Origin of the sequence: uncultured Methylibium sp. (assembly GCF_902826655.1) — a bacterium.
GTDB lineage: Bacteria > Pseudomonadota > Gammaproteobacteria > Burkholderiales > Burkholderiaceae_C > Methylibium.
The window spans coordinates 25217-39131 of sequence record NZ_CADEFR010000033.1 but is presented as its reverse complement, the minus strand read 5'-3'; the positions used below and the strand labels follow the sequence as shown (position 1 = coordinate 39131).

At 64.8% G+C, this 13915-nt stretch carries 18 protein-coding genes; 4 read left to right on the top strand and 14 right to left on the bottom strand.

Annotated features, from left to right (window positions below):
• Positions 1–114: 114 nt before the first annotated feature.
• From QZV97_RS13715 to QZV97_RS13675, 9 genes are read right to left on the bottom strand one after another with little or no spacing between them, the layout of a single operon-like run.
• Entirely contained in the window at positions 115–1119 is a 1005-nt protein-coding gene (locus QZV97_RS13715) for a major capsid protein (protein WP_024541998.1), read from the bottom strand.
• Positions 1120–1121: 2 nt separating this feature from the next.
• Entirely contained in the window at positions 1122–1499 is a 378-nt protein-coding gene (locus tag QZV97_RS13710; protein WP_295643029.1) for a head decoration protein, read from the bottom strand.
• 1 nt (position 1500) lies between these two features.
• Positions 1501–2754, bottom strand: a complete 1254-nt coding sequence (locus QZV97_RS13705) for a S49 family peptidase (RefSeq protein ID WP_295643026.1) — start codon at positions 2752–2754, stop codon at positions 1501–1503.
• A 33-nt stretch (positions 2755–2787) separates the two neighbouring features.
• Positions 2788–4299 carry a phage portal protein gene (locus QZV97_RS13700; RefSeq protein ID WP_295643023.1) on the bottom strand — a complete coding sequence of 504 codons (1512 nt, stop codon included), beginning with the start codon at positions 4297–4299 and terminating at the stop codon, positions 2788–2790.
• Positions 4299–4520: a hypothetical protein gene (locus tag QZV97_RS13695; RefSeq protein WP_295643020.1), complete on the bottom strand. Its 222-nt coding sequence runs from the start codon at positions 4518–4520 to the stop codon at positions 4299–4301. The genes QZV97_RS13700 and QZV97_RS13695 overlap by 1 nt, the downstream gene beginning before the upstream one ends.
• Entirely contained in the window at positions 4520–4912 is a 393-nt protein-coding gene (locus QZV97_RS13690; RefSeq protein WP_295643017.1) for a hypothetical protein, read from the bottom strand. The genes QZV97_RS13695 and QZV97_RS13690 overlap by 1 nt, the downstream gene beginning before the upstream one ends.
• Positions 4912–5403, bottom strand: coding sequence for a hypothetical protein (locus QZV97_RS13685; RefSeq protein ID WP_295643014.1), 492 nt, complete (start codon positions 5401–5403; stop codon positions 4912–4914). The genes QZV97_RS13690 and QZV97_RS13685 overlap by 1 nt, the downstream gene beginning before the upstream one ends.
• 36 nt (positions 5404–5439) lie before the next feature.
• Positions 5440–7407: a phage terminase large subunit family protein gene (locus QZV97_RS13680; RefSeq protein WP_295643011.1), complete on the bottom strand. Its 1968-nt coding sequence runs from the start codon at positions 7405–7407 to the stop codon at positions 5440–5442.
• Complete coding sequence (locus tag QZV97_RS13675; RefSeq protein WP_275852572.1) at positions 7407–7946, bottom strand: elements of external origin; 540 nt, start codon at positions 7944–7946, stop codon at positions 7407–7409. Before QZV97_RS13675 ends, QZV97_RS13680 begins: the two co-directional genes overlap by 1 nt.
• A 117-nt stretch (positions 7947–8063) precedes the next feature.
• On the opposite strand from QZV97_RS13675, the gene QZV97_RS13670 reads away from it, so the two are divergent.
• From QZV97_RS13670 to QZV97_RS13655, 4 genes are all read left to right on the top strand, one after another.
• Positions 8064–8261: a hypothetical protein gene (locus QZV97_RS13670; protein WP_275852574.1), complete on the top strand. Its 198-nt coding sequence runs from the start codon at positions 8064–8066 to the stop codon at positions 8259–8261.
• 96 nt (positions 8262–8357) lie between these two features.
• Entirely contained in the window at positions 8358–8882 is a 525-nt protein-coding gene (locus tag QZV97_RS13665; RefSeq protein ID WP_275852577.1) for a DUF3489 domain-containing protein, read from the top strand.
• 29 nt (positions 8883–8911) lie between these two features.
• The gene (locus QZV97_RS13660) at positions 8912–9271 is read left to right on the top strand and encodes a hypothetical protein (protein WP_275852579.1); all 360 of its coding nucleotides are present in this window, start codon (positions 8912–8914) and stop codon (positions 9269–9271) included.
• A 98-nt stretch (positions 9272–9369) separates the two neighbouring features.
• Positions 9370–9738 carry a hypothetical protein gene (locus QZV97_RS13655; RefSeq protein WP_275852581.1) on the top strand — a complete coding sequence of 123 codons (369 nt, stop codon included), beginning with the start codon at positions 9370–9372 and terminating at the stop codon, positions 9736–9738.
• Here QZV97_RS13655 and QZV97_RS13650 read toward each other — a convergent pair.
• The 5 genes from QZV97_RS13650 to QZV97_RS13630 form a co-directional block, all read right to left on the bottom strand.
• Complete coding sequence (locus QZV97_RS13650; RefSeq protein ID WP_275852584.1) at positions 9702–10973, bottom strand: site-specific DNA-methyltransferase; 1272 nt, start codon at positions 10971–10973, stop codon at positions 9702–9704. The genes QZV97_RS13655 and QZV97_RS13650 overlap by 37 nt on opposite strands.
• Complete coding sequence (locus tag QZV97_RS13645) at positions 10970–12379, bottom strand: site-specific DNA-methyltransferase (RefSeq protein WP_275852826.1); 1410 nt, start codon at positions 12377–12379, stop codon at positions 10970–10972. Before QZV97_RS13645 ends, QZV97_RS13650 begins: the two co-directional genes overlap by 4 nt.
• Before the next feature lie 314 nt (positions 12380–12693).
• Positions 12694–13110 (bottom strand): DUF6362 family protein, encoded by a 417-nt coding sequence (locus tag QZV97_RS13640; RefSeq protein ID WP_295643001.1) that lies wholly within the window; start codon positions 13108–13110, stop codon positions 12694–12696.
• Positions 13103–13312: a hypothetical protein gene (locus tag QZV97_RS13635; RefSeq protein ID WP_295642998.1), complete on the bottom strand. Its 210-nt coding sequence runs from the start codon at positions 13310–13312 to the stop codon at positions 13103–13105. Before QZV97_RS13635 ends, QZV97_RS13640 begins: the two co-directional genes overlap by 8 nt.
• 1 nt (position 13313) lies before the next feature.
• Positions 13314–13778, bottom strand: a complete 465-nt coding sequence (locus QZV97_RS13630) for a hypothetical protein (RefSeq protein WP_295642995.1) — start codon at positions 13776–13778, stop codon at positions 13314–13316.
• Positions 13779–13915: the final 137 nt, after the last annotated feature.

The window sequence follows — 13915 nt, the reverse complement described above, 5'->3', positions numbered from 1 at the left end:
CGGCAAAGCCGACCTGATGCCGTTGCGATGGCGCACCGTTCGACGGATACCAAAGACACTCCTTCAGCAGACCAGAGTTTGCGGCCGACTCATAGATTTGGTCGATGAGGTTCTTCACGCCACCGTCAGCTTCACCAGCACCCCAGGGCGATGGCACATCGGCAGCGGATTGGACTGCGTGTGCAGGTCGGTGCCCCGGTCGAACTTGCGCGGCTCCTGCTTGGCGTACAGCGGCTGGCCGACCGTGTTGACGGTCTCGTTGAAGTCCGCCGGTGCGAAGTAGGTGCCGAAGGTGTCGATGGTGCCCAACGGGAAGGCATGGGCCTCGCCAGCGGCGATGAAGCGGCGGGCAGTGCCGCTGGCATCGGTGGCCTGCCCCCGGTACTCCTCGAAAGTAATCCCGCCGTAGGTGAAGCCGCGACGCACGTCGTTGATGAGGATGGCCCCGTTCTGCCAGTTCTCGAAGGCCTTCTCGACCTTGGCATGACCGGTGAGCGCGGCGAAGAACTCCGGTGAGCACAGGCAGTGGACGCCGTTCATGAACTCGCCTTTGAGGTTCTCCTCGATGGTTGCCAGCACCGTGGTGCATTTGGCCTTGACGTTGGTGCCTGCCGTGCCCAGCTCGAAGGCCACCGCCTGTTGGGTGATATCGAAGGCATCGAACAGGTCGTAGAGCACCGAGCCGTCCGCGTCGAGGATCACGCCCTTGAGTGCGCCCATGCGCAGGTGCTCCAGCGTGATCGCATGCTTGTTGCGCATGGTTTCCAAATGGCGTGCGATCACGCCCGCGACCGTCTCGGTTTCCGTTTCCGAACCGAAGGCGCGGATGCCTTGCACTTCTTCGGGCAGCACGACGTCGTCGTGCGGAATGTGCGGCACCACGAAGGAGCGCAGCTTACGCTTGCCGCGCACGCCGACCGTGCCAGGCGAACCCGGCGGCAGCGTGGGCAGCAGGTTGAGCACGCCGTTCATTTCCTCGACGACGATCTGGCGCTGACGTACCGGCTTGGACGGCATCAGGTTCAGTTCTTCCAGACGCCCGTACCGGTTGGGCAGGATGTTGATGGCAGCGGTCAGCGCCGTCATCGAAAAGGCGGGATTGCTGAAGGGGTTGTTCATGGTCAAGCTCCTTGGCGGACGAGCACGCCCAGCGCCTTGAGCTGCGCAATGGCGGTGAGTTTTTCGGCGGTGGTGATGGCGTCGGGCCACGCGAGCGCGTGGTGGGCGACGATGGCGTGGCGCGCAACGACGAGACCGTCATCGCGGTCGATCAAGGTGGCGTCGCAGGTCTGCAGCAGCACGCCAGCGGCGACCTGCGAGCCATCCTCGGCGGAAGGGTCGATCTGTTTGAACTTCCCGGTGGCGGTAACGAGGCCGACGACCGTGCCCAGCGGCAGGTTCTGGCCCGATGCGACGGTGACACGGTCGCGCGAGTAAAGGTTTGAGGCTTCGTACTTGAGCAGGTCGCCCAGGTTCAGAAGTTCGGCAAGAGCGGGCATCTCAGATCTCCTTCTTGGTGGATTGCGCCGCGATCCGCTTGGCGGCGTCGATCAGCGGACTGGTGGCGGAAATACGCGCAGCATCGGCCGCCGAATCGGGTCGGATCAGGCTGGTGATTTCGGGACTGGCTTCGGCCTGTGCTGAGAGCAGTTGGCTGCGCACCTTGGCGGGCGAGGACTGGGCTTCGAGAAAGCCAGCGATCAGGTCAGTGCGCCCGGCCAGCGTGCAGGTCTGGGCGATTTCGACGGCGTCCGCCACGCTCAGCGCGGTGGCGGTGGCGGTGGCGGACGGTTGAGGATGACTGCCAGCAGGATCAGCAAGAGGCCGATCAGGAGCAGCGGGGTCGGTTCGATCATTCATGGAAGACTCCATCTGGTGGTTGCGAAGAAAGCCCGCTTGGCTGGCCGGAGCCACCTGAGTCGGGAGTGGGGAAAGCGATTGCGTGAGTTGCGTGAGCGCGTCGTCGAGACTGCCGACGGCATCGGCAAGACCGGTGGCGACGGCATCCGGGCCGAAGAACAGACCCGCTTCCGTGGCGCGCACGGTGTCCGCATCGAGGCCGCGATGGCGCGCGACCGTCTCGACGAACAGGTCATAGATGCGGTCCACCTCGGCCTTGAGGACGACGTGGGCTTCGTTGGAGATCGGTTCGTGCGGGTTGAGGTCGTTCTTGCGTTCGCCCGCGAACACGGCGGTGTAGCGAACGCCGTCCTGGGCGTCCTTCACCGACTGATCGACGTGCATGGCGATGACGCCGATCGAGCCGACGCCTCCGGTTCGCGCGACAAACACGCGGGTGGCGGCTGACGCCAGCGCATAGGCTGCAGAGAACGCCATGTCGTTGGCCACGGCCCAGACGGGCTTCACTTCCGACGCCGCGCGGATGCGGTCAGCCAGATCGAACACGCCGCCCGACTCGCCACCCGGCGAATCGATGTCGAGCAGGATCGCGGCGATCTCAGGGCTGGCCAGCGCCGCATCCAGTTGCGCGGCGATGCCGGTGTAGCTGGCGAGGCCCGATTCGGCTTCGATGCCCGAGGTTCGGCGCACCAGCGTGCCGTGGATCGGGATGACTGCGACCTTGCCGCTCGGAGGCCCGGGCGCGCGGGCCGCAGGCGTGTAACCCACGGGCGCGGCGAGGTCGGCGAGGCCGATGCGCGCACCGAGCACCGAAAGGATGACATCGAGTTTCGGGCGATGGATCGCCAGCGGCACGCCGAACAGGCGCGCCGCCAGATGAGGTAGCACGGTCATGGGAATCCTTGTGGAAGGCGGTCTGGCAGCCGTTCAGGAAGACGTTTGGCTGCCGGTGATGTCCGGCGCGTTGGCGCTGCGGTTGGGTTCGGCGCTGCCGCCGTCTTTGGACGTGTAGCGAGGGTCGGAGTCGAAGATCAAGCCGAGGTCGTCGGCGCGCTGGTTGTCGGCCGCAATCTCGCGGTCGACGTCTTCGGCGTCGTACCCATTGGCCGAGATGGCTTCCGAGCGGCTCATCAGGCCCGCGCGGATGGCCAGCAACATCGCCTTGAATTCCTTCTCCGGATCGACCCACTGCCAGCCCTGGGGAATCCACTTCACCTGCAGGTACTGGCGGCGACGCGCCGTCCCGCCACGCGCGAAGCCCGGCGCTTCGAGCGCACCAGCGAGCACGGCCTGCTTCATCCAGGCGGCCCAGACCGGGCGGCACATCTGATGTACCAGCACGCCGTGCTGCACCATCTCGCACCGACGCCGAAACTCCAGCATCCCGGCTCGGATGGACGAGTAGTTCACGCCCGTCAGATCGCCGGTCAGTTGCTCGTAGGTGATGCCGATGGCTGCGGCGACGGCCCGGAACTGCGTGCGCAGGAACTCGCCATACGAGCCGCCGACGTCGGCCGGGTCGGAGAACTTGATGTCCTCGCCGGGCTCCAGAATCTGCAGTGTTCCCGGCTCCAGCCCGGCCAGCGCGATGCCATCGCTGTCGGCAGCGCCTTCCCCCATCAGGTTGTCCTCTGGGTTCTGGCGGGTCACGAACCCGGCGAACATCGCAGCGGTTTTTTTGCGCACCAACTCGGCGTCGTCATACTGGTCGAGCTCGTTGAGCTTGACCAGGGCCCGCGACAACCACGGCTCACCTCGGATCTGGCCCGGACGCAGCACACGGAACAGGTGGATGATTTCCTTTGCATCGATGCGCACCGTGTCCATGCCACCCTGGCCCGACATCGGGGCCAGTCGCCCGTCTTCGGGGTGCGAGCGGTACAGGTGGTAGGCCACGCGGCGACCGAGGCTGTCGAACTCGATTCCGGAGCGCACCACGTTGCCCGAGGGCAGATCGGTGTTCAGATGGATCGGCAGGTGCTCGGGCTCCAGCAACTGGAGCTGCAGGGGCACCACCAGCCCATCTTCCGGACGGCGTGGCCGCAGGCGGATCAGGCATTCGCCGCCTTCGAGCATCGCGCGGCAGGCCAAGGCTTGCAGGCCGTAGAAGTCGGTCTGCCCGGCGGCGTCGGCCTCCGCCGTCCAGTCGCGCCACAGCGCCTGCACTTCAGCCTTGAACGCCTCGTCGGGCGACAGGCTCTGGGGCTTGATGCCGGTGCCGACCGCGTTGGCGACGAAGGCTTCGATACCGGCCTGCGCCCAGGCATTGCGGCGCACGAGGTCACGGCTCTTGCCACGCAGTTCGGCATTGGTCGCCAGCATTGCCGCGACCGCGCCGGGGTTGCCGGGCATCCACGCCAGCGAGCGACGGCCACGGCCCGCCGCTTCGTGAACCGGAGACTGACCGAAGAGGCTTCGAATCTTGGAATACCAAGCCATCAGAACCCCTTCGAGGTCGTGACCCGGATCTGGCGCGGTGCGCCAGGCAAGAGGCCGGTTTCGGCTGCCTGCTGCAACAGGCCGCGCTTGACCTCGCGAATCGCGGCCTTCAGGTCATCGACCGAGCGGTACTCGACTGTCTTGTCGCCGAAGGTGACGCGGTGTTCGCCCTTGGCGAGCGCGGATTCCAGCGCCTGGAGTTGGACTTCTGTGTAGGCCATCAGCGGTACACCACGAGATTGATTTCGGAGGAGTCGTCGAACGACGCTGCGGTCGTCGCGCAGGAGATGTCGACGTACTGGGCCGTCTTTAGGTCGGAGCTGGCGCGCACGACGGCTACGCGCTGCTGACCGGTGTTGGTGCTGCTGCGGGCGAGCGCCGTCCAGCAGTAGTTCGCATCCGGCATCGCCACGGCGAAATGCACGCGGTACCGGCCCGCCGCCGTGCGCACGACGCTGGCCACATTGCGCGCACTGGCGATCACGACCTGACCGCCCACGTAGCCGAAGCTGACCCACACCCGGGCGAGGCCTGGATGCGTGGCGTCGATCTTGGTCTTGACCTCGAAACCAATGCGCGCCGCCAGTGCGCCAATGCTGGACGCGAGGCTCATCAGGCCAGCGCTCCGTCAAAGATCACGACGAAGTCGGTATCGGTGTTCCCGACATCGCTGGCCGCCACCGCACCGATGTTGGTGCGGGCCTGCAGTTGCTCGGCCACCGTCAGGGTCTGCGCCGCGTCGAAACGCACGCGCAGATTGACTGCGGCCAGAAGCGCATCCAGTCCCGTGGTGCCGTTCTGCAGCAACTGCTGGATTTCCACCAGGGTGTCGTAGGCGGCGTCCGCGCCACCCAAAATGTCGGCCTTGAGCGCGTCGAGCAGCGACACGATCTTGTTCGACGAGTAGGTGCTGGAGGTGGCGATCTGGCTGTCGTCGATGGCGGTGGCGGACAGCACCGCCGCCTTCAGTTCGTTGATCGCCGCGACCAGACTCGACTTGTCGGTGGTGGACAGGCCAGCGAGATTGCCCGCCGTCGCCCGGACGTCGTTGAACTCCTGGGCGACCCGGATGACCAGGCTCTCGATACGGGTGGCAAGACTCATGAAAACTCCTCTGAAAATCAGGACAGCCAGCGGGGATCAGCGAAGCCAGCGGCTTCGGATGACCCGCCGCCGTGATGGGGTTGCAGAAACAGAAAGGCCACCTCGTTGGGTGGCCTCGTCTGGGTCGAATGCTTGAATCGGGGGTGGCTCATCCGGTGGCCGTTCCATCCCGAGTTGGCGCTCCAGTTCGCGCCAGTGGCGTTCCTCGAAGCGATCCAGGCCCGCCGCCGATGCGGCCGCCCGGGCGTACACGTAGCAGTCGAGCGCTTCATTGCGCTCGCGCATCTTTTGCCACTCGCGCACCGGGAAGCCGTTGCGGTCGCGGCGGGTAATCAACTGTTCGGCGCAGAGCTGCTGGATGAACTCGGCGTCGATCTTTGGCAGGTGGACGAACCCCGTCGGGTAGACGGTGGTCACGCCGTCCTCGCTGACGTCCGCGCCCTTGCGCAGGTTGTTGTAGAACTCCAACTTGGCGATGCCGACCGCCACCGAGAACACCTTGATGCCCCGGCGCAGCTTCTTGCCGCCTTGCGAAACATCGATGGCCGTCGGCGTGCCGATCAGGGCTGCGCCGCGCGGCACCCCTTTGACCGGCATCACGCGCGGGTCACGGCAGGCACGCACAAAGGCGTAGGCCTCCTGCGTCGCAAAGCCGGTGTCAAGGGCGAAACGGGCCAGCGGCATCGCCGCGCCCGAGGCGTGCGTCCAGTTTTCGGCAAGCAACTCGGCCAGTCGCTTCCACACTGCGTCGCGGGCGGTGTCGCCCATCAGCACGCGGTGTTCGACCAGCCAGGATTCCTTGCCGCGCCCAAACGCCCAGATCGATGCCTCGATGCGATCCTTCTGCACGTCGGCAGCGCCCACCAGGAGCAATCCACCCGGTGGCACCGTGCCGATCCGGTATTCCTCGCGGCGCTCGACCAGCCGTTGCCAGTCGGGCGCTTCGCCTTCCTCGACCCAGGTCTCACCCAGCTCGGTGTTCTTGAAGGTCTTGATGGCGGCCGCCGACCCCGATTCCTTGTTCACCGAGCTTTCCCACGCGGCGGCAATGTCGCGCCAACCGCGCCAGCCCACCGGGCTGTAAAGCGACGACAGGTGAAACCCCGCCGTCTTGCCGGTGCCGTCGCTGATCATCGCGCGCCATTCGCCGTGCTCCAGCATCCAGGTCTTGTGGTGCTCGGCAATCGACTCGTCGCACGATTCGCAGATGTACGCCGCCGTGTCCGGTTGACCCTTCTCCCATCGCAACTGCTCGAAGCGCAGCCACTGTCGATGCGAGCAATGTGGGCACGGCACGAAGTAGCGGCGCTGGTCACTGGCTTCGTACTCGCGCTCAATGGCCGACGCCCCCGAGATCGTCGGCGTCGACACGATGAAGATCTTGCGCCGAGCGAAAGTTCGCGTGCGCGCCTCCGCCAGCGAGATCGCATCGCCTTCGCCCTCGACGTCCAGTGGATAGCCGTCTACCTCGTCGAGGAACAGATACCGCACCGGCATCGAGCGCAGTCCGACCGCGCTGTTGGCCCCGGTCATCACCAGAACACCGCCCCGGAACTCCTTGGCCAGGATGGTGTTGCCCGAGTCGCGTGACCGTGCCGGGGAGATCAGTTCGCTCAGCGCCGCCGACTCCTCGATCAACGGATCGATCCGCTGCTTGGAATTGCGCTTGGCCATATCCACCGTCGGCCATACCGCCATCATCGGCCCCGGCGCGTGGTGGATCACGTAGCCGATCCAGTTCGAACCCATCTCGGTCGCACCGAGCTGTGCGGCTTTCATGAACACCACGCGCTCGACCGGCGAAGTCGGTGACAGGCAGTCCATGATCGCCTTCAGGTACGGCGTGCGGCTGGTGCGCCAGCGTCCTGGCTCGGCGGATGCCTTGCTGGAGAGCATCCGGTGGCGGTCCGACCATTCGGACACCGAGAGCAGAGGATCGGGCGTAAGCCCTTCACGCCACGCGCGCTCGATTTCGGCAGCGCCTTCGTATTCAACATCCAGCATCAGTCCACCCGGGGCCGCAGTTCGCCCAGTTCCTGCAGGTGCTCACGTACCGCCGCCTCCAGGGCGACGTGCATCGTGTGCGGATCGATATTGAGCTTGGCCGCCATCTGCGCCGAGATGCGCGCTGGCCAGTTCAGCCACGCATCGCGCTCGGAGCGCGCCAGCTTGAAAACGTGGGCGATGGCCTGCGGCCGATCCACCAACTCGCCCTTCAGCCGGGCCAGACGCACCTTGTTGGTCTGCGCCTTGACGACCTCATTGACCGTGCGCGCCTGAAGCAGGGACGCGCCGCCAGTGGGTAGGGCCGCAGGCCCATCACCGCCAACACCGGTACCGCCTTCCGGCACGGCGACCTTTGCGGCCTTGGCCCGCGTACCGGTCTTCGGCACATCGGAGTTGCGAGCCCACTCGCGATCAGCACGGTCGGCATCAATGGTGCCGTCAGTCTCCGGCGTGATCCGACCTGCGCGAATTGCCTTGTGAACAGCGGTGTCGGTCACACCACGGTGACGGGCGTAAGCGCGAATCGAAATGCCCATTTTGAGAACCGGTTGCCCCTTCAATCATTTGTTCGTCATTCACTCGAAATCAGCTTGGCTTCTCTCTGGAACAGCGCGTTCATACGGACGTCATCAACACCATCAAAGGACGCAGCAATGAGCAAGCTCGAACAACTCCTGACCCAGATCGCGCAAAGCAAGCTGGGCATCGAAACCCTGGAAACCCGCAAGTCGGACAGCCTCGACTTCCACGACGTGGCGGTTTGGTGCCTGCGCGACGCCCTTGAAGCCGCGTTCAACGCAGGCGTCGAACAGGGCCGCAAGGCGGCGAAGTCGGACAAGGCCAACAACTGATCAAGAACCGTCGAAGCCAAGCAGAAAGCGCTTGGCTTCACTCCCGAACAGCGCGTTCATCACGTCACCCCATCAACCCCTCCGAAGGAGAAGCAAATGACCACCACCCAACTGACCCCGGCGCAGCACGCGATCCTGGCCTACGCCCTCGAACACACCGACGGCAAGATCGACTGGTTCCCCGAAAACATCAAAGGCGGGGCACGCAAGAAGGTGCTCGATGGCCTTTTCAACCGCGCGCTGATCACCTCCGACGGCACCCACTGGTTCGTTGCAGCCGAGGGCTACGACGCGATGGGGCGCGCCCGGCCTGCGCCTGCGCCAGTGACCGCCGACTCCGAACTCGACGCAGCCGTGACGGCAGCCGAGGCCACGTGGGCGCAAGAAAAGGCGGCCGCCAAACCTCGCACCCGCGAGAACAGCAAGCAGGCCACCGTGATCCAGATGCTGCGGCGCCCCGAAGGGGCAACGGTGCAGCAGATCTGCGAGACCACCGGCTGGCAGGCGCACACGGTGCGCGGCACCTTTGCCGGAGCCTTCAAGAAGAAGCTTGGCCTGACCATCGTCTCGGACAAGGCCCAAGGTGGCGAGCGGGTCTACCGGATCGCCGCAGAAGCCTGATCGCCACGCCAACACCCAGGAGAACATCCATGAGCACCATGACCATCACCATCGAACGCACGCCTCGCACCCTTCAGTTTGGCGACACCACCTTGCAGGTCGAGGAGTTGAGCGTCCGATTGCCGTTTGCCCGCAAGCCTGCCGACTTGGACGAAGTTGGCGGCCAGGGTCAGACCAAGGTCTACGTCACCGAGACGAAGGAACTCACCGTCGACGAGTTCGATGCCTTTGCCCGCAGCCTGTTGGTATCGCGCGACTGGCTGCGTGGCAAAGGTGGCGGCACTTGTGACGGCTATCTTTGCGTCGAGGTCACCGCACCGGGTCGCCCCTACCTTTACGTGAATCCAGAGGGCGGCGACTACGCACGCTACGTGGCCCGTCTCGGGTGATCGAAATAGATTGAGAAAGAAGCCAAGAACAGCTTGGCTTCTCAATCGAACAGCGCGTTACTACGGGTGTCGCAACGATCAACCCCAAGGAGCCAGAGATGAACACCAACCAACAGATCCCCGCCACCCAGAACGAAGCCTGGGGCTTCTGGGGCACGATGAACGAACACGCCAGCACCGCGTGGCCCCTGGCGATGAGGGCCATCTCGGACGCCACCAGCCAGCCCCTCGAATCAGTCCAGGTCTTCCTCGACAGCCGCCACGGACGCCACTTTGCGGACGATGTGCAAAACGGGCTGTACCAGGGCCAGACCCTAGCGGACGCGATCAACGCCGCCACCCAACAGTGGATGGGCTGGACGATTGGCCGCCAGACCAGCAAGCAGTACGGCATCCCGCGCGGCCTGCCTTACCTGACGGGCTTTGTGATTCACTGCGAGATCAACGAGGAGTCGCTCGCCGCCTGATCATCGAACAGCGCGCCATCCGACTCGCGGGTGGCTTGCTTGCCAGCCCATTCCTGCCAGCGCCGCACGATCACGTCCACGTACTTAGGGTCGAGTTCGATCAGCCGTGCCAGCCGCCCTGACTTTTCGGCGGCGATCAGCGTCGTGCCGGAGCCCCCGAACGGGTCGAGCACCACGTTGCCCGGTCGGCTCGAATTGCGTATCGCGCGCTCGACCAACTCCACCGGCTTCATCGTCGGATGCAGGTCGTTCTTCTGCGGCTTCTTGATGTTCCAGACGTCACCCTGGTCGCGGTCGCCGCACCAGTGACGCTGCGCGCCCTCGGGCCATCCGTACAAGATTGGCTCGTACTGGCGCTGGTAGTCGGCCCGGCCCAGCGTGAAGGTGTTCTTGGCCCAGATGATGAACGTCGACCACTTTCCACCGGCGGCACGGAACGCTGCCTGCAGCACATCCAGTTCGCTGGACGACATCGCCACGTAGATGCCGCCCCGGCAGTTCCCGATGGTCGGCGTCAACGCCGCCAGCAGGAAGTCGTAGAAGCCGTCGCCGAGGTTGTCGTTCAGGATCGCGCGATCCTTGCCGCGCATCTTGTCCTTGGCGCTGTTGGCGTAGTTCACGTTGTACGGCGGGTCGGTGAAGACCATATCCACCGGCTCGCCATCGAGAACCCGGTCGTAGCTCTCAGCCACAGTGGAGTCGCCACACAGCAGACGGTGGCCACCGAGCAGCCAGACATCGCCCGGGCGCGAGACGGGTGTCTCTGACACCTCGGGCACCGCATCGTCATCGGTTTCGCCTTCGCCATCCGGCTCGTCGCCCGCCATCAATTCCGCAAGTGCATCGGCATCGAAGCCGGTCAGCGACACGTCGAAGTCGTCATCCTGAAGGGACGCGATCTCGATGCGCAGCATCGCGTCGTCCCAGCCCGCGTTCTCGGCGATGCGGTTGTCCGCGATCACCAGGGCCCGGCGCTGCGTCGCGCTCAGATGATCGAGCACCACCACCGGCACCACCGCCAGCCCGAGCTTCTGCGCAGCAGCAAGCCGTCCGTGCCCGGCCACGATGACACCATCGCTACCGGCGAGGATCGGATTGGTGAATCCGAACTCGGCAATCGAGGCAGCGATCTGCGCCACCTGATCGTCCGAGTGGGTGCGCGCATTGCGGGCGTAGGGCAGCAGTTTGGCGGTCGGCCACTGCTCGATCTTGTCGGCAAACCACGAGGCGGTCATTGCGCTACCTCCGTGGTGGCCAGACGTTCACTGGCGACGTCATCGAAGGATTGGCCGGTGGCCAGCAACGTGACGGGCACGCCGGAGTGGTTCTGCTGGAAGCGCTTGATGGCGACGTCCACGTACTCCGGCGCGATCTCAACGCTGCGACACACACGACCGGTGCGCTGCGCGGCCAGCATCGTCGTGCCGCTGCCGCCAAAAGGTTCGAACACGATGTCGCCTGCGTCCGTGTAGGCCTCGATCACGAACTCCGGCAACGCCACCGGGAACACAGCCGGGTGGTCGATGTCCTGACCGATCTTGCCCTTGTGACGCATCACGCGGATCACCGAGTCGGGAATCCGGGTGTCCTGCGTCGGCTGCCCCTTGTGCGTCCAGCCGCCGACCTCGCCGTCCTTGCCGCGCATCGCCGTGGACGAGCCATCGGCACGCAGGTGCGACTCCTGGCCCGCGTGCTTGCAGGGCACGATCTTGTTGGGCTTGCGGCTGGCGCGGTTGAAGTGAAATACGAACTCGAAACTCGGCGCAAAGCGACCAGCCCAGTCTCCGGGCATCCCCGGTCCTTGATCCCAGACGTACCACGCGAAGCGCCGCCAACCCTGCGTGCGCATCCAGCCAAGCCACGCATCCCAATACGGGATGACTTCGTTGTCGCGGTGGATCAACCCGAGGTTGACCAGCACCTGGCCGTCGTCGGCCGTTGGCACGTTGGCAAATACGCCGCGCATCAGGCCATCCCAATCCTTGACACCGCCGCTGGTGTAGTCACGCTGGTTGCCGTAAGGCGGTGAGGTGAAGCACAGCCGGGCCGCATCGCCCTGCATCAGCGTGGCGACTGCTGTCGGGTCGGTGGCATCGCCACAGATCAGACGGTGGGAGCCGATGGCCCAGACATCGCCGGTGCGGGACACCGGCACCACAGGGGCATCCGGCACATCATCAGCAGCGTCCGGTTCGTCGGCATCTGCCTCCTGGTCGGCGTCATCGGTTTCCACCTCGTCAGCGAGCAAGGCCTCGATCTCAGCATCCTCGAAACCGGTCAACGCAAGGTCGTACCCGGCCTCGGACAGCTCGGCCATCTCCAGCGCCAGCATCTCCTCGTTCCAACCGGCGTCGAGCGCCAGCCGGTTGTCAGAGATGACGTAGGCACGCTTCTGCGTGGGCGAGAGGTGCGCCAGTTCTATGACCGGCACCTGATCCAGCCCGAGCTTGCGCGCGGCGGCCAGACGACCGTGGCCCGCGATGATCCCGTTGTCGCCGTCCACCAGCACCGGATTCGTCCAGCCGTACTCGACGATGCTGGCGGCGATCTTGGCCACCTGCTCGTCAGTGTGCGTGCGTGGATTGCGGGCGTAGGGGATCAGCGCCTCGACCTTACGGTACTCGACGTTGAGCGTGTTCAGAATCGGTTCCTCAAAAAAAAACCCGCCGACGGGAAACCGTGGGCGGGCTCGTGATGGGTGCGGACTGGGGTGGGTGCAAACTGCAAACCCTGCAAACCTTGGTTTGCAGTCGGACGCTAGGCGAATGCCGCGCTCGCGCCCCCCGCATTGCGATTTGGGAAGGAAGGACCCCTTTTGCCTGGGCCTATCGCCTCAACCGTCACCGCTGTCCAGAAGATAGCCGAAATACTACCCCCGACCGGGCTGTTTTGTTGCAGGGCTGGCGGGCCTCGAAACGGACAAGCAAGGCAAAGCAGGGACAAGCGCGGCAAGCATTACCCTAAATTGCCCACGTTTTTGGAAGGCAACCGCACGCCTTCGCTGTTGAGGTTCGCAGCCACGATCTCCATTGCCCTCTGCCAACGCCGCCACGCCGTCGTCCGGTCGCAGGCAAAGCGAATCGTGATGTCCCTCCAGCCGTAGCGCTTGGCCCGCATCCACACGAGATGGCGCTGCTCGACCTCGAGCCACTGCACCCAGCGCATCGTCTCCAGCATCCGGTCGATGGCCTCGGGGCTTGGTGGGAAGGGTCGGTACACCTTCTCGTCGGCAGCAAAGGCTTCCCACTCCTTGCGAACGAAGGCGGGCCAACAATTGAAGTAGCCCTGCACACGTACAGGGGGCAGGCGTCGTCCGGTGGTGGCGGCCTCTTCGAAGCGTGCTGCCACGTCGTCGCTTGTCCACTCAGCCATGACGCGTCCCTCCCAGCCCGTACAGACGTTCACCAATGCGTCGCACGATCTCGCGTTCGATGAAGTCCAGACGGTCGTCGGACGCGTTGACCACCAGGATGTGTTGATCACGCCAGCCACGTTCCTTGATGACGTCCAGATCGGTGGCTTGTGGCTGCAGCCGACCAAGGGGGCAGCGGTATTGGGGTGTCGGAACCTTCACGTCACACCTCCTGCGTCTCGACTGCCCAGTGCAGCAGGGCCAGTGCGTCGGCTTCGTTGTCGTCGACTGGGGTGTGACCACGCTCGCGGACGGACGTGATCATTTCGTCCTTGCCCGCGTTGCCTTTGCCGGTTGCGTGCTTCTTGATCGTGCCGACCGGAACGCCCTGGTAGGGGATGTTGTGATGTTCACACCACGCAGTCAGGTGCCCCATGAATCCGCCGTAGGCGTGCGCCGCGTCAACGCCAGCGTGCCTCCGAACTTCCTCGAAGAACACCGCGTTGATGTGATTGCTGACCGACAGCAGTTCGTTGAGCCAGCGCTTGAATCGAAGGAAACGCATCCCGCCGCCTTCAAATCGCTGCGGCTTGAAGTGCTCCGTGCCGCTGGTGATGGTGCCGTCCAGGTGCTGCAGAGCCCACCCGGTGTGTGTGCCCAGATCAAGGGCCAGGATTGTCGTGTTCATGCTTTTTATCCTTTCGCGCTTCTGTCTGACGCAGCCGACGCAGTCAGTCGAAACACTCCATGAGGTGCGCGTCACGCACGCGTGTAGAGAGTTACGAGGAACAGCGTCAGCTGCGTCAGACGATGCGGTTTCCATAG